Below are 23059 nucleotides of genomic sequence, written 5' to 3'. Positions count from 1 at the left end.
GCTTCCTTCGGTCCCGTTTCACCGGGGCCCTCCGGGCGCTTCCCTTCGTTCTTGCGTTTCCGACTCTATCAGACTCTTTCGTGTCCGATTCCCGGCCGAAGCGGGTTTCGCCTTTCAAGGAATTCGCTTTCGCGGTTTCCCTTTCCGGCGAGTCCGACTCTATCAGCCATTCCCTGTTCCCTTTGACCAGTCCTGCAGGCATGCAGAAGCGGAATGGAGGGTTAGGATCTGGGCTTAATGGTCGCCGCCGACCCCCGACTCAATGTCGCGTTGGGGTCAGGCAGAAGTACGACAGTACAGGCCGCCGGGAGTCGAGGCAAATCGTTTCTGGTGCGCCTCTAGGTCCGCCAACCGGTAGGTCTCGGGCGGAACCGGGACTTCATATGACTTACCCTGCTGAGCAGTACGCCGTCCCCCATCAGCCGCGGCGGCGACACACGAAGCTCCACCCCCTGGGAGGCTCCCCATGACCAACGTGACGTCCCCTCTTGCCGGACGCGCCATCGGACTCACCGCGGTGCCGGACCCGGTCTTCTCCGGCGCCATGGTCGGCCCCGGAACGGCAATCGACCCCGTGCGCGAGCCGTCGGAGGCCGTGTCCCCGGTCGACGGCATCGTGGTCTCCCTTCACCCGCACGCCTTTGTCGTCGTCGACAGCGAAGGCCACGGAGTACTGACGCACCTCGGGATCGACACCGTCCAGCTCAACGGCGAGGGCTTCGTGCTTCTCGTCAACAAGGGCGACGCCGTCGTCCGGGGGCAGGGCATCGTTCGCTGGGACCCGGCTGCCGTGGAGGCGGCCGGCAAGTCGGCGATCTGCCCCATCGTCGCGCTCGAGGCCACCGCCGACTCCCTCTCCGACGTCCGCGAGGACGGCGACGTGAAGGTCGGCGACACACTGTTCGGCTGGCAGTAGCACTTTCGTAGACATAACGGCCAGTTGGACAACCGCCGCGGTGGTACGGCCACCGCACAACCGGAGACGGGTGAAATGGAGACAACGCTGCGAGGCGTCGGTGTGAGCCACGGTGTGGCGATCGGCGAGGTTCGGCACATGGGTACGGCGGTCCTCGAACCGCCTGCCAAGCAGATTCCCGCGGAGGAGGCCGAGCGCGAACAGGGGCGTGCTCGCCAGGCCGTGGAAGCTGTGGCCGCCGACCTGATTGCACGCGGCAATCTGGCCGGGGGCGAGGCTCAGCACGTGCTCGAAGCCCAGGCCATGATGGCGCAGGACCCCGAGCTCATCGCTGATGTGGACCGGCGTATCGCTGTCGGCAGCACCGCCGAGCGCGGTATCTACGACGCGTTCGCCGCCTACCGTGCGCTGCTGGCCAACGCCGGTGAGTACCTGGCGGGGCGGGTCGCGGACCTCGACGACGTGCGGAACCGGATCGTGGCCCGGCTGCTCGGTGTCCCGATGCCGGGCGTGCCGGACAGTGACGAGCCGTACGTGCTCATCGCGCGGGACCTGGCCCCGGCCGATACGGCTCTGCTCGACCCGACTCTGGTACTCGGGTTCGTTACCGAGGAGGGCGGGCCCACCAGCCACAGCGCGATCCTCGCGCGGGCGCTCGGTGTGCCGGCTGTCGTGGCGCTGCCCGGTGCCGGTGAGCTGGCCGAGGGCACGGTCGTCGCCGTGGACGGCTCGACGGGCGAGATCTTCGTCGATCCGAGCCCCGAGAAGCGTGCGGAGATGGAGAGCGCCGCCGCGGCCCGCAAGGCCGCGCTGTCCGCTTCGACCGGTCCCGGTGCGACCTCGGACGGGCACAAGATGCCGCTGCTCGCCAACATCGGCGGTCCCGGCGATGTGCCGGCGGCCGTGGAGGCGGGTGCCGAAGGCGTCGGGCTGTTCCGCACCGAGTTCCTGTTCCTGGACGACAGCAAGCAGGCGCCGTCCGAGGAGAAGCAGGTCGCGGCGTACCGCGCGGTGCTGGAGGCGTTCCCCGAGGGCCGTGTGGTCGTGCGGGTGCTGGACGCGGGTGCCGACAAGCCGCTGGACTTCCTGACCCCGGCGGACGAGCCGAACCCGGCGCTGGGCGTGCGGGGGCTGCGCAGTCTGCTGGAGCACCCCGATGTACTGCGGACACAGCTGACGGCGCTGGCGAAGGCCGTCGAGGGACTGCCGGTCTATCTCGAGGTCATGGCGCCGATGGTGGCCGACCGTGCCGACGCCAAGGCGTTCGCCGATGCCTGCCGCGAGGCCGGGCTGCAGGCGAAGTTCGGCGCGATGGTGGAGATTCCGTCCGCCGCGCTGCGGGCGCGCTCGATCCTGCAGGAGGTGGAGTTCCTGTCGCTGGGCACCAACGACCTGGCGCAGTACACCTTTGCGGCCGACCGTCAGGTGGGGGCCGTGTCCCGGCTCCAGGACCCGTGGCAGCCGGCGCTGCTGGACCTCGTCGCGCTGTCGGCCGATTCCGCCAAGGCCGAGGGCAAGAGCTGTGGTGTCTGTGGTGAGGCGGCCTCGGACCCGCTTCTCGCCTGTGTGCTGACCGGTCTGGGTGTCACCTCCCTCTCGATGGGTGCCGCGTCCATTCCTTACGTACGCGCGACGCTGGCGAAGCACACGCTGGCCCAGTGCGAGCGTGCGGCCGCCGCGGCGCGTGCGGCCGACTCCGCCGAAGAGGCGCGGAACGCCGCGCAGGCGGTGCTGTCGGGCGAGTAGTCCGGCGCAGGTGCTGGTCGAAGGGGCTTCCCGCCGATGGTGGCGGGAAGCCCCTTCGGCTTGTCAGTGGTGCGTTTCCGGTTCGTCGGCTCCGATGTCGAATCCGGCGCGGTATTCCACGCCCGATTCAGGGGCTACTGGTTCGCCCGTGTCGGCATCGGTGCAGTAGGCGCTGAAGACCTCTCCTTCGGTGAGGGGGACGAGGCTGCCGCGGATCAGCCGCCAGCCGTGGACCCGGTCCGGGGTGTCCGGGCCGCTCGTGCGGAGCACCACTCCCCCGCGGGCTTCCTGGGCGACGCCCACCGCGAGGACGGTGGCGAACTCGGCTCCTTCCGTCGAGTCGAGCCGCGCCGGGCCCGTGGGGCCGCACTCGGCGTGGAGGACGGCGAGGAGCTGCTCGTTCTCTGTGGGCGTGCTGCACACCATGTGGTGGGTGCCGGGGCCGGCTGTGGTCAGGAGCCGCGACAAGAGGTGCGAGGCCCGGTCGAAGGCTGCGCGTCCGATGTCCTGACCGCAGTCGACGCAGTCGCCGAGGCCGGCCAGGAGCATCGTGGCGTACTCCCACGTGGCCCGGCGGACGGCCCGGCTGACGAGGAGGGGAACCAGCGTGTCGATGGGCTGGCCCGTGTACGCGACGGTGGCGCCGCCCGCCGCGAGCTCTGCGGTGAAGCGGGTCCGGCTGGCGCCGCTGTCCGGATCGAGGTGCGATTCGGCGCAGAACTCCGCGTAGTCCTCGGGGTCGAAGAGGGCGACCGTGGTGTGCATGCCCTGGGCCGCGAGTGTTTTGAGCAGTCCTTCGACCTGCTGGAGATAGACGGTGTGGTCGTCGAAGGTGAAGCTGCGGTAGTGCCGCATCGCCGCGAAGTCCTGGCTGTCGACCAGGAGGCCGATCGTGCTGGGTGCTTCGCGGCGCAGCGCGCGCCGCATGGATGTGCTCTGCCTGTACTGCCTGGTGTGCGCCATGTGTCCCCCTGTGCGCTGTCGATCAATGCTCACTCAGCGTAATCAGGGGGACTGACAGTGGCTCCGCGGTGCGGGCGGTCACTGGCGTGTGCGGGCCAGGTCCACGTAGAAGTGGAGGAGTTCGAGGTTGTCGACGGAGCCCGGGTTGACGGCCTTGGCCAGGGGTGTGCCCTGGAGGAGGCGCTTGACCGGAACCTCGATGCGCTTGCCGGTGAGGGTGTGCGGGATGCCGGGCACCTCCATGACCTCGTCGGGCACGTGGCGTGGGGAGAGGTTCTCGCGGATGGTCCGCTTGATGGCGTCGCGGAGCTTGTCGTCGAGCGTGGCGCCTTCGGCGAGATGGACGAAGAGCGGCATCCAGTAGCCGCCGTCGGGCTCCTCCAGGCCGATCACAAGGGATTCGCGGATCTCGGGGAGCCGTTCGACCGCCTCGTAGATGTCGGCGGAGCCCATGCGTACGCCCTGGCGGTTGAGCGTGGAGTCCGAGCGGCCGTGGATGACGACCGAACCGTGGTCGGTCATCGTGATCCAGTCCCCGTGGCGCCAGACGCCGGGGTACATGTCGAAGTAACTGTCGTGGTAGCGGCTGCCGTCGGGGTCGTTCCAGAAGCGGATGGGCATGGAGGGCAGCGGGTTGGTGACGACGAGTTCGCCGACCTCACCGACGAGCGGCCGGCCCGCGGGGTCCCATGCCTGGAGGTCGGTGCCGAGGCAGGGGGCCTGGAGTTCGCCGATGTGGACGGGAAGCGTCGGGACCGCGCCGGCGAAGCAGCTGCAGACGTCCGTGCCGCCGCTGACCGAGGCGATCCAGAGGTCTTCGGCCACCTCGTCGTGGAGCCAGCGGAAGCCGTCGGGCGGCAGCGGGGAGCCGGTGGTGGCCACGCACTGCACGCGGGAGAGGTCGTAGTCGCGTCCGGGGTGGATTCCGGCCTTGCGGCAGGCCATGACGTACGCGGCCGAGGTGCCGAAGAGGGTGGCTCCGGTCTGTTCGGCGACGCGCCACTGGGCGCTGACGTCGGGGTGGCCGGGGCTGCCGTCGTACAGCACGACGGTGGTTCCGGTGAGCAGGCCGGAGACGAGGAAGTTCCACATCATCCAGCCGGTGGAGGTGTACCAGAAGAGGCGGTCGTCGGGGCCGAGGTCGCAGTGCAGGCCGATCTGCTTGAAGTGTTCGAGCAGGATGCCGCCCTGGGACTGGACGATCGCTTTGGGAAGTCCGGTGGTGCCGGAGGAGTACAGCACCCAGAGCGGGTGGTCGAACGGGACCTGCTCGAATACGGGCTCGATGTCCGCGGAGGTGAGGGCGGACCATTCGAGGGTGCCGTCGGGCGCGTCCGTGCCGAGCAGCGGGATGTGGACGACCGCGCGCAGCGTGGGGAGCTCGCGGCGCAGTTCCGCGACGGTGTCGGTGCGGTCGTGTTCCTTGCCGCCGTAGCGGTAGCCGTCGACGGTGAACAGGACGACGGGTTCCACCTGCTGGAAGCGGTCGAGGACGCTGCGGGCGCCGAAGTCGGGGGCGCAGGAGGTCCATACGGCGCCGACAGCCGCGCTGGCGAGGAAGGCGACGACCGCTTGGGGGATGTTGGGGAGGTATCCGCTGACCCGGTCGCCGGGTGTGACGCCGAGTGCGCGGAGTTCCGCGGCGAGGGAGCCGACCTGGCGGCGCAGGGCCGACCAGCTGACCGGCACCTGCGTGTGGGTCTCGTCCACGTGGAGCAGGGCGGGGGCGTCGGCTCGGAGGGGGTCATCTGCGGTGCGCAGGGCGTGCTCGGCGTAGTTGAGGGTGGCGCCGGGGAACCACTGGGCGCCGGGCATCGAGCGTGCGCCGATGACGGTCTCGTACGGGGTGGAGAACCGTACGTCGAACCAGTCGGCGACGGCCTGCCAGAAGGTGTCGAGCTCGTCGACCGACCAGCGGTGCAGTGCGGCGTAGCCGCCCTCGGCCGGTGCTCCGTACCGTCCGGCCGCCCAGTTCTGGAAGCGGGTGACGGCCGCGGCGGCGATGCGGTCGGCGTCGGGCTGCCACAGGGGGGCTTCTTCGGCACGTGCGGTCATGGGTCGGCTCCCTGGCTGTACGGGTACGCGGGGTGGGCGTGTCGCGCGCACGTGCTGGGGTGTGCGCGTGAGCGGCTTTTACGGACGATGCCATGTGATCGTCTTTCGCACCAGGGTCGCCCGGCCATGGTTGCCCGTCCCGTTATGTGGTCCGGCCACGGGTGAACGGAAGTTGAACGCAGCCCGTTCCGGCACGGCCGGCTGGCAGGGTGGGCCGTATGGACGGTCGTGACCTGGTGCGCTCGGTGAAGATGGTCGGTTCGGTACGGGGGCTGCGCACGGTGCGCACGGCCTGGCGGCACCGGCGGGCGGATGCGCGGGCGCTGCCGCCGCGCGGGGCGGAGCGGGCGAGGGTGCCGGGCCTGTTGACGGGGGCGGAGCCGGGGCCCGGCGGGGGTGTCGTGAGGTTCGCCCGTTCGGAGCTGCGGATACGTGTCGCGGCGGGCGGTGCGGTGTTCTGGGCCTGGGACGGGGCGGAGGCGTTGCCGTCGTACGCCTTGCCCGGTCCCGAGCCGGAACCGGACCCGCGGGCCGCGCTGGAGCCGGACAAGGACGGCGGCTGGCAGGTGGTCTCGGAGCGGTTGACGGTGGCGGTGTCGCGGCACGGGGCGGTCGAGCTGCGTACGCCCGGTGGGCTCGTGCTCCGGCGGGAGCTGCCGCCGCGCTGGTGGGAGCCGGTGGCGGGAGGTGCCGCGCGGTGGGTCCAGCGGTCCGAGGTGCCGGCCGACGCACGCTTCTTCGGGCTGGGCGGGCGGGCTCGTGGCGCACGGCTGCCTGCGGGCGTGTACCCGTTGTGGAATCCCGGTCCGGGCGGGGGTTCCGGGCCCGGTGACGGTCCGGGGGGTCTCACGATGCCCGTCCACCTGGTCGTGTCCGACGCGGGCACGCACCTGATGTTCCACGACAACGCGTGGGCGGGTCAGGTGACCTTGGGTGAGGGCGAGGAGGGTGCGGGCTCCGGGCATGACAGGCCGGGGACCTGTGAGGTGCGGATGGACGGTGGTCCCCTCCGGTGCTGGGTCGTCGCGGGGACCCCGGCTCGGGTGCTGCGGGGCTGGACGGCGTTGACCGGCGCTCCGGCGCTGCCGCCGTCCTGGGCGCTGGGTGCGCAGCATGCCGGACCGGGCTCCGGCGGTGAGGAGGAGGTGCGCCGGATCGTGGCGGGCTACCGGGAGCGGGGGATGCCGCTGTCCGTACTCCACCTGGATGCCGGTCAGGGCGGGAGTCGGCAGGTGTCCGGTGTCGGTCCCGGAAGGTTTCCGGGTCTGCCCCGGCTCGCGAAGGAGCTGAGGGATGACGGTGTCCGGCTGGTGTCTGCCGTGGAGCCCGAGGTGCCGGTGGAGCCGGGGAACGCCGTGTTCGACGGCGGAGGGCGGATCGGGGCGGCCGGTGCGTACGTCCGTGACGCCGCCGGGGGTGCGGTGCGGGGTACGGGGCGGGCCGGCGCGTGCGTCTATCCGGACTTCACCGATCCGCTCGTGCGGGAGTGGTGGGGTGCGCTGCACGAGGAGCGGCTGGAACAGGGGTTCTCCGGGGTGTGGCACGAGCCGGGTGCCCTGTCGGACGGGCGCGGTCCGGCGCTTCCGCTGTCGGCGCGGTACGCGCTGGAGGGTCGCGGTGGTGATCATCGCGAGGCGCACAACGTGTACGGCCTGGCCATGGCGCGTGCCGGGTACGAGGGGCTGCGGCGGCTGCGGCCGGACGAGCGGCCGTTCGTGGTCTCGCGTTCCGGTTGGGCGGGGGTTCAGCGGTACGGGGGCGTCCGGTCCGGTGAGGTGGCGGGCGGCCGGCCGGGGCTGCGGGCCTCGCTCGCCCTGGTTCTGGGTCTCGGGCTGTGCGGAGTGCCGTACTCGGGGTCCGAGGGGGGTGGGGCGGAGGAGTCGGACGAGCTGTATGTGCGCCGGCTCCAGCTGGATGCCTTTCTGCCGCTGTTCCGCACCGGTGCGGCCGTGGGCCGGGGCGGGCGGGAGCCGTGGGAGTCCCGGGCGCAGGTCCTTGAATACGCGCGGGCCGCGTTCGGCGGGCGTGAGCGGCTGCGCCCGTACTTCGTGACGCTGGCTCAGGTGGCCCGGCTGACGGGCGCCCCGTATGTACGGCCGGTGTGGTGGGGTGCGCCCGGCGACCGGGCGCTGCGGGACTGCGAGGACGCATTCCTGCTGGGCGACGCGCTGCTCGTGGCGCCGGTGCTGGAGCCTGGGACGGAGCGGCGTGCGGTGCGGCTGCCGCGCGGGCGCTGGTACGACACGGCGACCGGGGAGGCGTACGAGGGGCCCGGGCAGGTGCTGGTGGACGCGCCGTTGTCCCGGATTCCGGTGCTGGCGCGGGCCGGTGCGGTGATTCCGGTGCGGGGTGGCGAGGGCGGTCTCGAACTGGAGGTGTGGGCTCCGCCGGCAGGCCGTACGGGCGGGGGCCTGGTGGTGCGGGACGCGGGTGACGGATGGGCGCGGGCGGCGGTCGAGCGGTACACGTCGCGGATGGCGGGCGGGCACGTGGTGGTCGAGCGGGACGGTGGGGAGGAGGGGGCGGCTGTCCCTCCGTTGCGGGTGCGGGGGCTGTAGCGGGGGTGCGTCGCCCGGTGCCGGGCGGTCAGCCGTACTGGCCGGCGAACCAGGCTCGGGCGGCCCGGGTGTGCAGGGGGAAGGCCAGTTCCCGGGCGGCGCGCAGCACTTCGTAGCCGTCGGTCTCGTCGGTCGGTACGGAGGGCGGAAGGGCGGCGGCCGGGCGTGGGGGCAGCAGGCCGAAGAGCAGCAGGTGACCGTCGGGGCTGCTCATCGCGTCGGCCAGGCGGACATCGTGCTCGGGGGCCTCGATGCCGGTTTCCTCGCGGAGCTCCCGTACCACCGCGTGGCGCCAGTCCTCCGTGTGGTCGACGAAGCCGCCGGGGAGCGCCGTTCCGCCCTGCTGCGGCGGGATGGTGCGGGTGATGACGACGAGTCCGCCGCCGTGCGCGTCGGTGACGGGGAGCAGGGCCACGGCGACCGGCAGCGGATTGCGGTAGGCGGTGGCGCCGCATGCCGCGCAGGTCCGGGGCCAGGCAGCGGCCATCCGCGCCGGGTACGGCGTACCGCAGCTGCCGCAGTGCGAGTCCCGGGCGGCCGTCGTGGGCGGGTTCGTGGGTACGGACACGGGCGGACTGTATCCGATCACTCTTCCGCGGGGGCACGGGAGCTGATAGACGATGTGGCCATGACAGGAATTCGCACCACTTTCCGCGTTCTGGCGGCCACGGCCGCCACCCTGCTCGCCGTGACCGTCGCCGCCCCGGTGGCCGGGGCCTCACCCGAACCGAAGGCCCCACGGGAGTTCGCCTCGCTGCGCTCCGTCGATCCGACGATCATTCAGGAGATGCGCTACACCACCGCCCACAACTTCCTGGGGGCGCCCGTCGACGGCTACCGGCAGCCGGTCTGCATCCTGACCCGGCCCGTCGCCCGCGCGCTGCACGAGGCGCAGACGCGGCTGCTGCGCCAGGGCTATTCGCTCAAGGTGTACGACTGCTACCGGCCGCAGCGGGCGGTGGACCACTTCGTTCGCTGGGCGAAGGATCTCGACGATCAGGCGATGAAGGACGAGTTCTACCCGCTGGTCGACAAGACGCGGCTGTTCGAGGACGGTTACATCGCGGAGAAGTCCGGCCACAGCAGGGGCAGCACCGTGGACCTGACCCTGGTGAAGCTGCCGGCGCTGCCCACCAGGCCGTATCTGCCTGGCGAGGCGCTGACGCCCTGCTACGCGCCGCAGGCCGAGCGCTTCCCCGACAACTCGGTCGACATGGGGACGGGTTACGACTGCTTCGACACCCTGTCGCACACCGACGACCCGCGGATCCAGGGGGTCCAGCGCGCCAACCGTCAGTTGCTGAAGCAGACGCTCGCCGGTCTGGGCTTCGTGAATCTGGCCGAGGAATGGTGGCACTTCACCTTCAAGCCGGAGCTCTTCCCCGACACCTACTTCGACTTCCCGGTATCGAAGCGCTCCATCGCGGGGCACTGAGTCCCGGCTCCGTCGAACGGACGGCCGGGACCACCCCCGTGGGCTCCGGTCCGTCCGTTCTCCTCTTCGGACGCGGACGGGCCGTATCCGGTTGCCTTTCCAGCCATTACGGTGCCCGTATGTCACAGCAGACGTTCGATTCGTACGAGGAATTCTGGCCCTATTACGTGGCGATGCACTCCCGGGCCGCGACCCGCTGGGTGCATCTGACCGGCACGTTGACCGGTCTCACGATCGCCGCCTACGGGCTGGCACGCGGGAAACGGCGGTACGCGGCGGCGCTGCCGCTCATCGGGTACGGGACCGCCTGGCCGGCGCACTTCTTCATCGAGAAGAACAACCCGGCCACGTTCGGGCACCCCGCGTGGTCGCTGCGCGGTGACGTGCAGATGATCCGGATGATGCTCGCGGGCCGGGACGCGGAGCTGGCCGAGACCGCTGCCAAGTGGCTCGCCGGGAACCGCTGACCGTGGCACACTTCTGACGTTCCGTCAGATCCAGTGTCGGGGAGGGGCTTTGTCGCGCACGCGCACACCCGTGGTGGCCGGTTGGTTCACCGAGGACAGCACCGATGAGGACTTCCGGCTGCTGGGGACCCGCTGTTCGGGCTGCCGGACGGTCTTCTTCCCCCGCGAGGACCGCTTCTGCCGCAACCCGGGCTGCGCCGGCGGGGAACTGGCCGAGGTGCCCCTCTCCAAGCGGGGCACGGTCTGGTCGTTCACCGACGGCCGGTACCGGCCCCCGGCCCCGTACGTCTCCGATCCCGATGTTCCGTGGGAGCCCTGCACACTGATCGCCGTCGAGTTGGCCGCCGAGCGCATGGTCGTGCTGGGGCAGGCGGCACCGGGGGTGGGGGTGGCGGATCTGGCGGTCGGGATGACGGTCGAGGCGGTGCCCGGCGTACTCGGTGGGCATGACGGGGCAACCGGGAGCGGGGCCTCACGGGCGACGTGGAACTGGCGGCCCGTCCCGGCCCCGGGCGGCTCGGCATGACCGGCGACGTGGCGGTCCTCGGGGCCGGGATGCATCCGTGGGGCAAGTGGGGGCGCAACTTCGTCGAGTACGGCAGGGTCGCCGCGAAGGCCGCGCTCGCCGACGCGGGCCTCGACTGGCGGGACGTGGGCTCGGTGGTCGGCGCGGAGACGGTGCGCGGCGGCTATCCGGGGTACGTGGCGGGAGCGACGTTCGCGCAGGCGCTCGGCTGGCAGGGCGCGCGCGTGACCAGTGTGTACGCGGCCTGCGCCTCGGGGGCCCAGGCCGTCAACGCCGCCCGCGCCCAGATCCTCGCGGGCCTGGCCGACGTGGTGCTCGTGGTGGGGGCGGACGCTGCGCCGAAGGGCTTCTTCGCTCCGGCGGGCGGCGACCGGCCAGACGATCCCGACTGGCTGCGCTTCCGCATTCTTGGAGCGACGAACCCCGCCTACTTCGCGCTCCACGCCCGGCGCCGGATGGCCCTGCACGGGGACACGAGCGAGGACTTCGCCCTGGTCAAGGTCAAGAACGCGGCGGCGGGCGCCCTGAACCCCCTCGCCCGGTACCGCGCTCCCGTGACCACCGCGCAGGTCGCGGCGTCCGCCGTGGTCGCCGATCCGCTGCGGCTCCTCGACATCTGCGCCACGTCCGACGGTGCGGCGGCCCTGGTCCTGTCCGGCATGGACTTCGCCAGACGCCACGGGGCCGTCGACCCGGTCCGTATCCGCGCGGTCTCGACCGTCACCCCGACGTTTCCGAGGGAGGTGCTGGATCTGCCGGACATCGCGACGGATTCCGCGGTGGCGGTGGAACCCGCTCCCGGGAGTTTCCGTGCGTCGATCGCCCGGGCCGCGTACGAGGAGGCTGGCATCGGCCCGCAGGATCTCTCGCTCGCCGAGGTGTACGACCTCTCCACCGCGCTGGAACTGGAGTGGTACGAGGACATCGGGCTGTGCGCACCGGGTGAGGGCGCGAAGCTCGTGCGCGAGGGAGTGACCGCGCTCGGTGGGCGCGTTCCGGTCAACCCGAGCGGGGGGCTGGCCTCCTTCGGGGAGGCGGTGCCGGCCCAGGCGATCGCCCAGGTCTGCGAGCTGACGTGGCAGTTGCGCGGGACCGCGGGCGGGCGACAGGTGCCGGGCGCCCGCGCCGGGATCACGGCGAATCAGGGGCTGTTCGGGCACGGCTCGGCCGTGATCGCGGTGCGCTGACACCGGGGCGGGTCCGCGCGGCCCGTACCCCCTACGACCGCGCGGCCCGTACCCCGGTCGGGGTACGGGCCGCGTGCGGCGCCGGGTGTCAGGTGGTCGCGGGTTCCCGGAGCCTGTCGGCGCGGGCCATCGCGTGCTCCACCACCGCGACCAGCACGTCCCGTACGGACGGACGGTCGCGTGCGTCGCACAGGAGCACCGGCACCTCGGGGTCGAGGTCGAGCGCCGCCTGCACCGTTTCGATGGGGAACCGGTCGGCACCCTCGAAGCAGTTGACGGCGACGGCGAACGGGATCGCCCGGCGCTCGAAGTAGTCGACCGCCGCGAAGCAGTCCTCCAGCCGTCGCGTGTCCGCGAGGACGACGGCGCCCAGGGCGCCCTGGGACAGTTCGTCCCACAGGAACCAGAAGCGGTCCTGTCCCGGCGTGCCGAACAGATAGAGCACCAGGTCCTCGCGCAGCGTGATGCGGCCGAAGTCCATGGCCACCGTGGTGGTGGTCTTCGCCTCGACGCCCGCGAGGTCGTCCACCGGACGGCCTGCTTCGCTCAGCCTCTCTTCCGTACGCAGCGGTCTGATCTCACTGACCGCTCCCACCATGGTCGTCTTGCCCACTCCGAAGCCGCCCGCCACCAGGATTTTCAGGGTAACGGGCTCGACGGGCCGCCTCTTGCGGCTAGAGCGCCCGAAGGCCATTGATCACCTCGCGAAGAATGTTCGCGTCCGGCAGCTCGGCCGGCGGAACGGGACGGGTTACGTGCACCAGCTCGTCCTCCACGAGATCACCGACCAGGACCCGGACCACCCCCACGGGGAGATCGAGACCGGCCGCGAGTTCCGCGATCGACTGGGGCATGTCACTGCAGAGTTCGACGATCTCCACGTGTTCCGGGGAGAGCGTCTGGTCCCGGCCGGGATCGTCGGCCGCCGGTTCGGGGACGACGATCGCGATCAGGTCGAGGCGGTGGCGGGACGCGCTGCTGGTACGCCCCCGGGTCATCGCGTACGGGCGGACCACCGGCCCCGCGTCGGCGTCGTACCAACGCGAGGACTGCGAGACGGTGGACGCGGCCGGAGGTCCGGAGGCGGCGCCCCGGGAGGAGTCAGCGCTCATGCCATCCACTCACCCTCCGGCGGGCAGACCGGTCGTCCGGGGGGCGTTGGCCAGGTGGGCCCCCACGCGCTTGACCATCAGCGTCATCTCGTACGCCACCTGGCCGACGTCGGAGTCGGAGTCGGCCAGGACGGCGAGGCAGCTGCCGTCGCCTGCCGCGGTGACGAAGAGGAACGCCTCGTCGAGCTCGACGACGGTCTGGCGCACCCGGCCCGCGTCGAAGTGGCGGCCCACGCCCTTGGCGAGGCTGTGGAACCCGGACGCGACCGCTGCCAGGTGCTCGCTGTCCTCACGGGTCAGGTCCTTGGACGTGCCGGTGGCGAGACCGTCGCTGGAGAGCACCAGCGCCTTGTGGATGCTGCCGACGCGATCGACGAGTTCGTCGAGGAGCCAGTTGAGTTCGCCGGAGCCGTGGCGGCTCCCGTTGGATGCTGCGGCGTTCGGTGCGGTCATGGACCGTCCCCTCCCGGAGTGGTTCCTGGTGCTGCCTCGCCGCGGCCGGCCACGTCTTCGGCGTTCTCTCGCCGGCCACGCTGCCAGCCACGTTGTAGCGAAGCCATGCGATTGCGTACTTCTTCCGCGTCGCGTTCGAGATCGTCGGCGGCGTCCGCGGGGGCGTGGCCGGGAGTCCGGTGCCCGGATTCCTCCCGGAGCTGGGGGGCGAGGCTGGCCTGCCGGACCCGGCGGGGCAGACCGCCCACGGTCTCCCGCACCGGTTCCGCCGCCGGGGCGGCCGGCCGGTCCGTCGTCGGGGGCGGTGCGGGGAAGCCGTCGGGGTGGGAGCGGCCCTCCTCATCCACCAGGCGGCCCCGGTCGGTGACCAGGGTCGGCGGCTTGCGGCGCGGCAGGGGGACGGGGCCCGCCGGGCGCATCGGGCGGACATCGGCCTCGCGTGTGCCGGTCTGGTCGGCGGCCTGCTGGTGCTGCTCGCGGTCGGCGTCGCGGCGCAGGTCCCGTGCCCGGAAGATGCCGCCGCGTTCGCTCTCGGTGTCCTCCAGGTCGGCGACGCCGTCGAGTACGGGGCCGAGGGCCGGATCGTACTCCGGGTCGACGGCCCGGCCGGGCCCCTGCGGGAAGCCCAGGGCGTCGAGCGGTCCTTCGAGTTCCACGGGGCCGTCGAGGACGGAGGGTCCGGTGAGTCCGGTGGGTACGGGGGACAGGGCGGAGGAGCGGGCGCCCTCCTTCGTACCGCTGCCGGAGACGTCGTCCTGCGGTGCGCCGTCCTTGGGGGACCGGCCATCGCCCGCGGCGTCGATGCGCGGGCGCCCGGCGCCGATCGCCCGCTCCGCCCGGCGGTCGAGGCGGAATCCGGTGCCGTGGGTGTCCGGTGCGTCGGTCAGCAGGGCGGCCGGGATGAACACGACCGCGGTGGTCCCTCCGTACGGGGACCGCTGGAGCGAGACGCGTACGTTCTGCCGCTGGGCGAGCCGGCTGACCACGAAGAGCCCCAGCCGGTCGGTGTCGGAGAGCTCGAAGTCGGGGGTCTCGGCCAGCCGGAGGTTGGCGTCCAGGAGGACCTCGGGTGCCATGCCGAGGCCCCGGTCGTGGATCTCCAGCGTGAAGCCGTTGGCGACGCGCTCGCCGTGCACCTGGACCGCGGTGTGCGGGGGCGAGAACACGGTGGCGTTCTCCAGGAGTTCGGCGATCAGGTGGGTGAGGTCGGCCACCGCGGGGCCGCCCACGCCGATGCGCGGCAGTCGTCGGACCTCGATGCGCTCGTAGTCCTCCACCTCCGCGACCGCCGCCCGTACCACGTCCATCAGCTGGATCGGCTTGCGCCACTGGCGGGAGGGGGCGGCCCCGGAGAGGATCACGAGGCCCTCGGCGTGCCGCCGCATGCGGGTGGTGAGGTGGTCGAGACGGAAGAGGTCGGCGAGTTCGTCGCTGTTCTCGGTGCGGCGCTCCATGGCGTCCAGGAGCGTCAACTGGCGGTGCAGGAGGACCTGGTTGCGGCGGGCGAGGTTTACGAAGACCTCGGAGACGCCGCGGCGCATGTCGGCCTGCTTGACCGCGGCCTCGACGGCGGCCCGCTGGAGCGTGTTGAGCGCCTGGCCGACCTGGCCGATCTCGTCACGCTCGTACTGGAGGTGCGGGGCCTCGGTCTCGACGTCCACCTGTTCGCCCGCGGCGAGCCGGCGCATCACGCTGGGCAGTCGCACACCGGAGACCTCGTGGGCGTCCTTGCGGAGCCGGGAGAGGTCGCGGACGAGCTCGCGGCCGATGCGTACGGAGACGAAGACGGAGACGAGCAGCGCGAGGAAGCCGAGCACACCGGCGATCCCCGCCTGGATCAGGACCCGGTAGCCGGCGGGTTCGGCGCGGTCCTGGAAGCGGTTGGTCATCTCGGTGGTGTCGTTGCCGAGCCGGTCCAGCACCGGCTCGGCCACCTGCTGCCACCGCTCCGCGTCGACGCTGCCCGGCCGCTTGAAGGGGCCCGCGCCGATGAGCGTCTTCTCGGCGCTGCGCAGGGGTTCGGTGCCGGGGCTGCCCCAGTACTGCTCCACGCGGCGGCGTTCGGAAGAGGGCAGGAGTTCGAGGTTCACCTCGTACAGCAGCTTGCGGCCGGCGACCAGGTCGGAGGCCGCGCGCAGCTCTCCGGCGTCGAGCCGGCCCGCGATGAGTCCGGAAGCGATCAACGCGTCCTCGCGGGACAGCATTTCGCGTGCGCGGGAGATCCCGATCAGCGCCCTGACCTGCTTGTCCATCGACACGTTCTCCATCGTGTGGAGACCGTTCAGGAAGCGGTAGCAAGGGTCGATGAGCCGGTTGTAGAAGTCCAGGGCCCGGTCGCGGTCGATGGTGCGCCGCTCGACCGACTGCCGCAGGGCGTCCAGGCCGTCGACGGCGCTGAGGATCGAGTCGAGCCTGTTCTCGGCGTCCGGGCGCAGCGCGTCGCGGATGTCCTTCTCGTGCGCGCTCTCCCTGACGTCCGCCACGACGCGGTCGGTGGCGGCGCGTTGGCGGCGCAGGAGGGGCAGGGCGTCGGAGGCCCGGGGATCGGCGAGGAAGATCAGTGTCTGGCGCCGTTCGCTCTGGACGGCACGGACGGTGTCCTCCAGCGGGTGGCCGACCTTCTCCATGATGGAACCGGCGCCCATGAGCTCGCCGGCTTCACGGCCCGTGATGTAGGTGGCGAACACCCAGAGGCCCGTGAGGGAGACGAGCGGCACCATGAGCAACGCCACGATCTTCCTGCGGATGGACTTCCCGCGAAAGCGCATGGCCTCCCCCAGCTCGGCCCCGCGTCGCGGGGGTGGTTTACGTCGGTGGCTCGCCAGGTCCTTGTCGCTGACCGGTCGGCGTTCCGTCGGCATCCGTCAACAAACGGCGCGAGCCTACTACTGACACCCTGACAACTCGAAGGCGTGTCCGGACGAATTTCGGCCGCCCTAACATGACTTGATCATGAGTTGTCCTGGTATTCCCGGAGATGGAATTCACGAAAGCGACAGCTGGCCCCGTGTGGACCGACCCGTGCGCGACACGGGCAGTTGGCTGGAATTCTTCGTTTCCCGGCCTCCAGGGCCTGATGACTCACTTCCGCGGGAATCTTCACGGCCTGGCATTCGTCCCTCTGTACGGGGCAGGGAGTTATATGGGTGCGTACGGCAGGGCAGCAGGTTCCGCCCGCGTAGAACGTCCGTGATCCGGGCAGCCACCCTGAAGTCGGACAGCGGTGGGGAGTTGAAGGTTTCTTGGACACGGAAGAGCGTCGGAGCGAGCAGTCGTCGGAGCGGTCGGCTCGGATTCCGCGGCAGCTCTGGGTGGAGGAGCCCGCGGTGCGGCGGAGAATGCCGGACCCGGTGCGCGCGGCTGCCGTGCGGGCCGTGCTCATCACGTCGGTGACCCTCATACAAGCGATGGTGGCGTTCCTGAGCACCATGACGGGCTCCTGGCTGGCCTTCCCGATGATGCTCAGCAGTGTGGGCAGCACGGTGGTCGCGACGTGGTCGGTCCTGGACGTGTGGGTCACGCGGCAGGTGTGGAACCAGCGCAACGGTGTGGTGTCCGTGCCGAGCAGCACGGCGCGGCGGATGCGCCGTGAGCGGCGCCGGGCCCGGCGGACGGCCAGGAGCGCGGCGCGACAGGCCACGCGGATACGCCGCCGGGGCGCGGGCGGCCTTTCCCGGGCCTGACGGGCCCGGGCCCCCGGGCCCCCGGGCCTCGGACCCCCTGCCCCGGGCCACGGGCCCCGGCCGAGTTTCGGGCCGGGCCGGGCCGGGAGTATGCGGAGCCCTTCCGGGACTAGGCGGAGCCCTTCAGGGCTTCCTTCCGTGCTTCGGCCCGGATCGCCTGTGCCTGGGCCGCTGCCTCGGCGGCCTGCGGGCTGCGCTTGAACATCCGGGTCGCGGTGATCTCGCCGTGGACCGTCTCCACGTCCGGGTCCTGCTGCGGCAGTCCGGGCCGCAGGTGCTCCTCCACGCTGATGTACTTCAGCCCCGCCCGCAGGTCGGCGTCGTTACGGAGACGGATGACCAGGGGGAATTCGGCGAGCGCCGTGGTGTCGAACAGGCCGGTCGTGTAGAGCAGCTGGACCCCCAGCGCGTCCGACACCGCCCGCTGGAGCTCCAGCAGGTAGGTGGCGTTGGCGCGGCCGATGGGGTTGTCGAGGAACAGGGTGCCGGCGTGCCGGTGGCGGTCCCGGCCCCGGTCGTTGCTGCGGAGCGCCGCCATCGTGCAGTACAGGGCGATCGCCGCCGTGAGCAGCTGGCCCCCGGAGAAGACGTCGCCCATCTGTCCGACCGGGACGCGTTCGGCACGCAGCACGGCGTCCGGCTTGAGGATCTCCACCGCGATGCCCTTGGGTTCGAGGGCTGCCTGAACTCCGCGCAGCAGCAGGGACATGCCGTCCCGGCGCAGGTCGGAGTTCTTCTTGAGAGCGGCGTGCGTGGCCTCGTCGATGACCTCGCCGAGCCGTTCGGTGAGTGTGGCCTGGTCGGGTTCCTCGAAGCGGATCCGCAGGAACTCCTGGCCCGACCACTCCCCCAGCCCCTCGGGGAGCTGGGACAGCCGCTGCGCCGAGCGGAGGGTGGCGAGGGCGGACTCCACGAGCCCGCGGAGGCGGTCGACGATGGAGTCGCGGTTGCGCTCCAGCTGGGCCATCTCGTCGGTGAGGACGCGGAGACGGGGCGCGAAGGCGGCGGCCCACTTCTCCGCGTGCTCGGGCAGGGCCGAAGCCGGGAGTTCCCGGATCTGCTGGCGCGCGGGGGTGCGGACCTGCTCGTACCGGGTGGAGTTGGCGTGCCGTACGAGCACGTCGCTCGCTTCCCGTACGGCGGTCTCGGCGGCCGACAGGTCGGCGGCGCAGCCGCGCAGGGAGCGGCGGGCCTCGGCGGCCGACTGCCGGGCCTCGTCGAGGGTGCCGGGGTACGGCTCGGGGCCGTCGGTCTCGTCGTCGGTGCCGTGGTCCCGGAGCAGGTCGCGCAGGAGGGCCGCCGTCTCCTCGAAACCGCCGGCCGAGTCCTCCGCGGTGCGGTGCGCGTGAAGCAGTTCGGAGTGGGCGGCGCGGGCGGTGTCCAGGGCGCCGGTGGCGGACGCCAGTTCGGCCGTGGCCGTGCGGAGCAGGCTCTGGGCCTGTTCGGCATCGGCCGGGACGAGCTCGTCCGGCAGTTCGGTGTGGTGGGGCTCCTCGTCGACGGGGGCGAGCCGTTCGGCCTCGCCGCGGAACCGGCCGAGCTGCTCGCTGGCCGCGGACGCCCGGGTCTCCAGGAGCTGGACCAGGGACTCGGCGCGGGAGGCCGCGGCCTGCCGGGACGGGCCGTCGGCGCCGTCGGTGCCTTCGAGGAGCTGGGCGGCGCGGGTACGGACCTTGTTGGTGAGGCGGTCGAGCTCGGCGAGCGCGGCACTCTCGTCGCTCTCGGCGCGGGCCTGTTCGGCGCGCAGATCGGCGCCGACGCCGACCTTCTCGTACAGCTGGGAGGCCGCGCGGTACGCCTCGCGCAGGGCGGGCAGCGAGGCACGGGCGGCCTCGCCCTCCGGTTCCGGGAGCTGCTCCGGCGCACCGGCGATCTCGGCACGCTCGGCGCGCAGGGCGCGGGCGGTACGCCGGGCGTCGTCGCCGGCGCGCTGGGCAGCGCGGCGGTCCTCGTCGGCGGCGCGTGCCAGGTCCAGGCAGGTCGTGGCCCGGGCCTCGGATTCGGCTGCCTCGTCGACGAGTTCACGCAGCCGGGTCTGCCAGCGGGCGCGTTCGCGCAGGCGGTGGGCGAGGCCGGCGAGGGCGTCGGCCGCCCGGCGGGCGCGCTGGGCGGTCTCCTGGCGTTCCTCACGGACGCGGGCGGTGTCGGCGGCGGCTTCGTCCGCCTCTGCGCGGACCGCGCGGGCTTCGGCGAGTGCGGCCTGGGCGGTTTCGGCGGCCGTACGGGCCGTGTGTGCGGCCTCGGCCAGTTCGGTGAGCCTGCCGGGCGGGCAGTCGGACCGCCAGGAGCCGATGCGGGCGGCGAGGGAACGGTCGGCGGTGAGCCGGGCCGCCAGGGTCCGGATGTCCTCGTCGCGGGCGGCGGTCCGGTGCCTGAGCGCCTGCCGCTCCTCGTCCGCCGCGTGCTCATCGTGCATCGCGGGGTTCGGCGGGACGAGGAAGACCCCGTCCGTGGCGTCGCCGGCTCCCGGGGCGGGGACGGGGGCGAGGAGCGCGGCGGCCGTACCGACGGCCACCGCCGAGCGGGGCAGCAGGGCGGCGGCGCCCAGCACCTCGCGGGCGCGGGCGTGGGATTCGGGGTCGGTGATCACGACGCCGTCGACCAGTTCGGGGCGGGCCGCGAGAACCGACGCGTGGTCGGCGGGGTCGACGGCCTGGGCGAGGTAGCGCCAGCCGGGGAGGGCGGGGATGCCGTGCTCGCCCAGGTACTCGACGGTGGCCAGAACGTCGGGGCCGGGCGGCAGCAGACCTCCGTCGCCGAGCGCGCCGAGAATCCGCGCGTCGTCGGCGGCTGCCGTGCGGAGCTCGAAGAGCCTGCGTTCGGCGGCGGTGATGCCCTGATCGAGCAGCTCGCGCAGTTCGTCCGCGCTGCCGTCGAAGTCCTCGGCGGTGAGGGCCTGTCCGGTGGCGCGGACCTGTCCGGTGGTGACGGGTTCGGCGACGGCGACCTGCCCGCCGGGGCCGGACGCGGCGGGGTGGGAGGCGTCCCCGGGAACCGGACGGCCTTCCTGTGTACCGCTGCCGTGCGACTCGTCCGGCTCGGAGGCGTCGCCGCCGGTTCCCTGACGCGGCCTGGGCACGCCCGCGGACTGCGCCGAGGGCAGGCCGAGGAGATCGGCGAGGCGGTGGTCGGCGGCGATGGACTCGGCCGCCCTGAGTTCCGCCTCGTACGACTGCTCGGCCGCCTGCGCCCCGTCGGAGGCCCGGGCGGCGGCGAGTTCGGCCCGGCTCTCGGCCGCCCCCGCTTCCCTGGCGCGGTCCGCCGCCGCCCTGGCCGCTTCCCTGGCGGTGTCCCAGGCGGCGACGGCCGCCTGCTCCGACTCGCTCGCGGCCAGGGCCGCGCGGGCCGGGTCCGCGTCGGGCGCCGTGTTGTCGAGCCAGCCCGCTCGTACGGCTTCCGCGGTCTCCTGCTCGACCTCCGCCAGGCGCTGACGCAGGTGGCCCGCCTCGCTACGGGCCCGCTGGGCCTCGGTGGCGGCGGTGGTGGCGTCTCGGTGCGCCCGCTCGCCCGTCTCCTGGAGGACGTCGGAGCGCTCCTCCTCCTCGTTCGCCACTCGCTCCCCCGCCTCCGCGGCGGTGTGCAGGGCGCGTACGAGGTCGGCGGCGGCCGTGGCCCGTGCGGCGAGGGCCGGGGCGGCGTCGCGCTCGGCCTCGCGGATGGCGACGGCGACCCGTGCGGAGCGGTCGGCCGCGGCACGGTGGCGCAGCACCGCTTCGGCGGCCTGCCAGGCGGAGTGCAGCGTCCGCGCTTCGGCCAGTTCGCGGCGTTGGGCGGCCGCGCTCTTCTCTGCGGCGGTCAGGGCCAGCGAGGCGTGCCGGTAGGCGAGTTCGGCGGCGATCAGGGCGCGGCTGCCGCGGGCCTTCTCGGCCTCGGTGACGGTGTGGGCGGCGGCCGTGACCTGCTGGGCGAGCTCGCCGGTGCGGGCGCGTTCCTCGGTGGCGCGGGCGGAGAGCCTGCGGGCGAGCGTGCGTGTACGGCGTTCGGCGCCGGCGTGGACGTCCCTGCTGCGTGCGCGGGTGTCGGCCGCGTCCACGATCCGGCCGAGCAGATCGACGGAGCCCGCGGTGAAGTCGCGCTCGGCCGTGAGCTCGGCACGGCGGCCCAGCTTGTTGCCGAAGCCGCTGACCAGGTCGGCGAGTCCGTCGGTGTCACGGGTGTCGGTGACGGCCCGGAGCAGCAGGTCGGTGAAGTCGGAGTCCTTCTTCACGGCGAAGAGACCGGCGGCCTCTCCCTCGTCGGCGTTCATCTCGCGCTGGTAGCGGAAGAGTTCGGGGTCGAGCCCGAGGTCGCCGAGGTGCTCGTTCCACCGGTCGTGGATCTCCTCCCAGTGCACGTCGAGGTGCTGGTAGAACTTGCCGGCGTCCGTGAGGGCGTCGCGGAAGCCCTTCATGGTGCGGCGCCTGCCGCGCGCCCCGGAGACGCCTTCGGAGGGACGGCCGACGGAGGTGGCCTCGGCGACCGGCAGCGAGTCGAGGCTGAGGCCGGGCCCGGGGCGGAAGGAGTACCACGCCTCGGCGAACTTGCGGGGGTCGCTGGAGACCTGGCGTCCACGCCACTCGCTGACCTTGCCGACGACGACGCACTCGCCGGTCAGGGTGTGCTGCCATTCCAGCGCGACGTGGCCGCAGTCGTCGGCGAGCAGGAACTTGCGCAGGACGCCGGAACTGGCACCGCCCAGGGTGTTGCGGTGGCCGGGCAGCATCACGGAGAAGATCAGCTTGAGCAGGACGGACTTGCCGCCGCCGTTCTCCAGGAAGAGCACACCGGCGGGCGCGGGGCGGCGTGGCGGGCCGACCGGCTCGTCCTCGAAGAACTCCGCCTGGGCCGGCGCGGGGTTGGGTACGGGCTCACCGACTCCGCGCAGGTCAAGCACGGTGTCGGCGTAGCGCGCACCGGCGGGCCCGATGGAGTAGAGGCGGACCCGGGACAACTCGTACATGGCGGCGGACTCTCGTCGTTCAGGCAGCGGGAGGGAAACGTCGGGGGCGGGGCCCGGTGGGGGCCGGGTCCGCGGGCGGGTCAGGCGTGGAAGGGCAGGCCCTCGTCGGCGGCCAGCTCGGGGCTGTCGGCGTCCGGTGGGGGCAGCAGGGTGGCCGTGCCGTCCGAGACCGGGACCACTCCGAGCTCCAGCAGTTCGGCCATGGCGGCGCTGCCCGCCATGTCGCGGACCTGGAGCTGGTAGCGGGCGGTGGTGCGGTACGCGCCTCCGGCGTCGTCGCCGGTGCGCTGGAGGAAGCCGGAGTCGGTGAGGAAGGCGACGGCCTTGCCGATGATGCCGGTGGTGGAGCCTGCCAGCCGCCGGGCGTCCTTCGTCGCGCCGGTGGCACTGCGCCGGGCGTAGACCCGCCACCCGGCTTCGAGGCCGGGGGCGTCGGTGGCCGGGTCGGTGTTGTCGCCTTCCTCCTCCGCCCGCTCCTCCAGGCGGTGGCACGCCTGGCGTACGAACGCGTCGACGCCGTTGACCGTGATGCGGCCGATGTACCCGTTGTCGGCGAGGTCCTCGGGGCGCGGGAAGGCCATGGCGGCGACGGCGAGGTGGGCGAGGCCGTGCAGGAAGCGGTCGGCGGAGTCGGACGAGGCGCGTCGGGCGTAGTCGCCCATGCGTACGGCGAAGACCGAGTCCTCGCCCGCGGTGACGGCCATCCCGGCGCGGGTGGACACCTCCATGACGATCAGTCCGAGCCCGGTGGCCACGGCGTCGGCGAGCCGCGCGAAGGCGGGCTCCTCCCGGTAGCGGCGGAGCAGTTCGGCGTATTCGGCGTCGCGGGCGGGCAGCAGCTTGGGCTGGAGCCCGAAGGACACGAGGCGCGCGGCGTCGGCTGCGTCGGCCGGTGTTACGGATGCCGGGGCGCCCGTCCCGGCCGCCGGGGCCGGGTCTGCCGTCTCGCTCCACGCGTCGGTGTGCTCGGCGTGGTACTCGCTCACGGTTGGGGCTCCTCGGTGCGGAAACTGCGGAAA

The 23059-nt window shown here is 72.5% G+C and carries 17 protein-coding genes; 8 read left to right on the top strand and 9 right to left on the bottom strand.

All coding sequences use genetic code 11. The features are described 5' to 3' along the window. Positions 1 to 466: 466 nt before the first annotated feature. On the top strand, positions 467 to 916 hold the full coding sequence (locus ACFWSK_RS21715) for a PTS glucose transporter subunit IIA (RefSeq protein WP_383788638.1): 450 nt from the start codon (positions 467 to 469) through the stop codon (positions 914 to 916). 75 nt (positions 917 to 991) lie between these two features. Then, complete coding sequence (gene ptsP / locus ACFWSK_RS21710; RefSeq protein ID WP_383788635.1) at positions 992 to 2662, top strand: phosphoenolpyruvate--protein phosphotransferase; 1671 nt, start codon at positions 992 to 994, stop codon at positions 2660 to 2662. A gap of 63 nt (positions 2663 to 2725) precedes the next feature. Here ptsP and ACFWSK_RS21705 read toward each other — a convergent pair whose 3' ends face one another. Beyond that, complete coding sequence (locus ACFWSK_RS21705; RefSeq protein WP_383788633.1) at positions 2726 to 3625, bottom strand: hypothetical protein; 900 nt, start codon at positions 3623 to 3625, stop codon at positions 2726 to 2728. 78 nt (positions 3626 to 3703) lie between these two features. Beyond that, complete coding sequence (locus tag ACFWSK_RS21700; protein ID WP_383788630.1) at positions 3704 to 5680, bottom strand: acetoacetate--CoA ligase; 1977 nt, start codon at positions 5678 to 5680, stop codon at positions 3704 to 3706. A 218-nt stretch (positions 5681 to 5898) separates the two neighbouring features. On the opposite strand from ACFWSK_RS21700, the gene ACFWSK_RS21695 reads away from it, so the two are divergent. After that, positions 5899 to 8238, top strand: a complete 2340-nt coding sequence (locus ACFWSK_RS21695; RefSeq protein WP_383788627.1) for a glycoside hydrolase family 31 protein — start codon at positions 5899 to 5901, stop codon at positions 8236 to 8238. Between the two features lie 28 nt (positions 8239 to 8266). Here the strand turns inward: ACFWSK_RS21695 and ACFWSK_RS21690 are convergent, their stop codons facing one another. Then, positions 8267 to 8725 (bottom strand): NUDIX domain-containing protein, encoded by a 459-nt coding sequence (locus ACFWSK_RS21690; protein WP_383788642.1) that lies wholly within the window; start codon positions 8723 to 8725, stop codon positions 8267 to 8269. Positions 8726 to 8866: 141 nt separating this feature from the next. Here ACFWSK_RS21690 and ACFWSK_RS21685 point away from each other — a divergent pair, with 141 nt between their 5' ends. From ACFWSK_RS21685 to ACFWSK_RS21670, 4 genes are all read left to right on the top strand, one after another. Then, the gene (locus ACFWSK_RS21685) at positions 8867 to 9673 is read left to right on the top strand and encodes a M15 family metallopeptidase (protein ID WP_383788625.1); all 807 of its coding nucleotides are present in this window, start codon (positions 8867 to 8869) and stop codon (positions 9671 to 9673) included. A gap of 119 nt (positions 9674 to 9792) precedes the next feature. Further along, positions 9793 to 10140 (top strand): Mpo1-like protein, encoded by a 348-nt coding sequence (locus ACFWSK_RS21680; protein WP_383788623.1) that lies wholly within the window; start codon positions 9793 to 9795, stop codon positions 10138 to 10140. A 49-nt stretch (positions 10141 to 10189) separates the two neighbouring features. Beyond that, positions 10190 to 10666: a Zn-ribbon domain-containing OB-fold protein gene (locus tag ACFWSK_RS21675; RefSeq protein WP_383788619.1), complete on the top strand. Its 477-nt coding sequence runs from the start codon at positions 10190 to 10192 to the stop codon at positions 10664 to 10666. Beyond that, positions 10663 to 11853 carry a lipid-transfer protein gene (locus ACFWSK_RS21670; RefSeq protein WP_383788616.1) on the top strand — a complete coding sequence of 397 codons (1191 nt, stop codon included), beginning with the start codon at positions 10663 to 10665 and terminating at the stop codon, positions 11851 to 11853. Before ACFWSK_RS21675 ends, ACFWSK_RS21670 begins: the two co-directional genes overlap by 4 nt. Before the next feature lie 88 nt (positions 11854 to 11941). Here ACFWSK_RS21670 and ACFWSK_RS21665 read toward each other — a convergent pair whose 3' ends face one another. From ACFWSK_RS21665 to ACFWSK_RS21650, 4 genes are read right to left on the bottom strand one after another with little or no spacing between them, the layout of a single operon-like run. Next, entirely contained in the window at positions 11942 to 12547 is a 606-nt protein-coding gene (locus tag ACFWSK_RS21665; RefSeq protein ID WP_383788613.1) for an ATP/GTP-binding protein, read from the bottom strand. Then, on the bottom strand, positions 12528 to 12965 hold the full coding sequence (locus tag ACFWSK_RS21660) for a DUF742 domain-containing protein (RefSeq protein ID WP_383788611.1): 438 nt from the start codon (positions 12963 to 12965) through the stop codon (positions 12528 to 12530). Before ACFWSK_RS21660 ends, ACFWSK_RS21665 begins: the two co-directional genes overlap by 20 nt. A gap of 9 nt (positions 12966 to 12974) precedes the next feature. Next, positions 12975 to 13418 carry a roadblock/LC7 domain-containing protein gene (locus tag ACFWSK_RS21655; protein WP_383788608.1) on the bottom strand — a complete coding sequence of 148 codons (444 nt, stop codon included), beginning with the start codon at positions 13416 to 13418 and terminating at the stop codon, positions 12975 to 12977. Next, positions 13415 to 16186 (bottom strand): nitrate- and nitrite sensing domain-containing protein, encoded by a 2772-nt coding sequence (locus ACFWSK_RS21650; protein ID WP_383788606.1) that lies wholly within the window; start codon positions 16184 to 16186, stop codon positions 13415 to 13417. The genes ACFWSK_RS21655 and ACFWSK_RS21650 overlap by 4 nt, the downstream gene beginning before the upstream one ends. A 474-nt stretch (positions 16187 to 16660) precedes the next feature. Here ACFWSK_RS21650 and ACFWSK_RS21645 point away from each other — a divergent pair, with 474 nt between their 5' ends. Next, on the top strand, positions 16661 to 17101 hold the full coding sequence (locus ACFWSK_RS21645; protein ID WP_383788603.1) for a hypothetical protein: 441 nt from the start codon (positions 16661 to 16663) through the stop codon (positions 17099 to 17101). A 109-nt stretch (positions 17102 to 17210) separates the two neighbouring features. Here ACFWSK_RS21645 and ACFWSK_RS21640 read toward each other — a convergent pair whose 3' ends face one another. Continuing rightward, positions 17211 to 22040 (bottom strand): hypothetical protein, encoded by a 4830-nt coding sequence (locus tag ACFWSK_RS21640; RefSeq protein WP_383788601.1) that lies wholly within the window; start codon positions 22038 to 22040, stop codon positions 17211 to 17213. An 80-nt stretch (positions 22041 to 22120) separates the two neighbouring features. Then, the gene (locus ACFWSK_RS21635) at positions 22121 to 23026 is read right to left on the bottom strand and encodes a hypothetical protein (protein ID WP_383788598.1); all 906 of its coding nucleotides are present in this window, start codon (positions 23024 to 23026) and stop codon (positions 22121 to 22123) included. Positions 23027 to 23059: the final 33 nt, after the last annotated feature.

Source organism: Streptomyces sp. NPDC058620, assembly GCF_042717135.1.
Taxonomy (GTDB): domain Bacteria; phylum Actinomycetota; class Actinomycetes; order Streptomycetales; family Streptomycetaceae; genus Streptomyces.
This window is presented reverse-complemented; position numbering and strand designations above follow the sequence as displayed.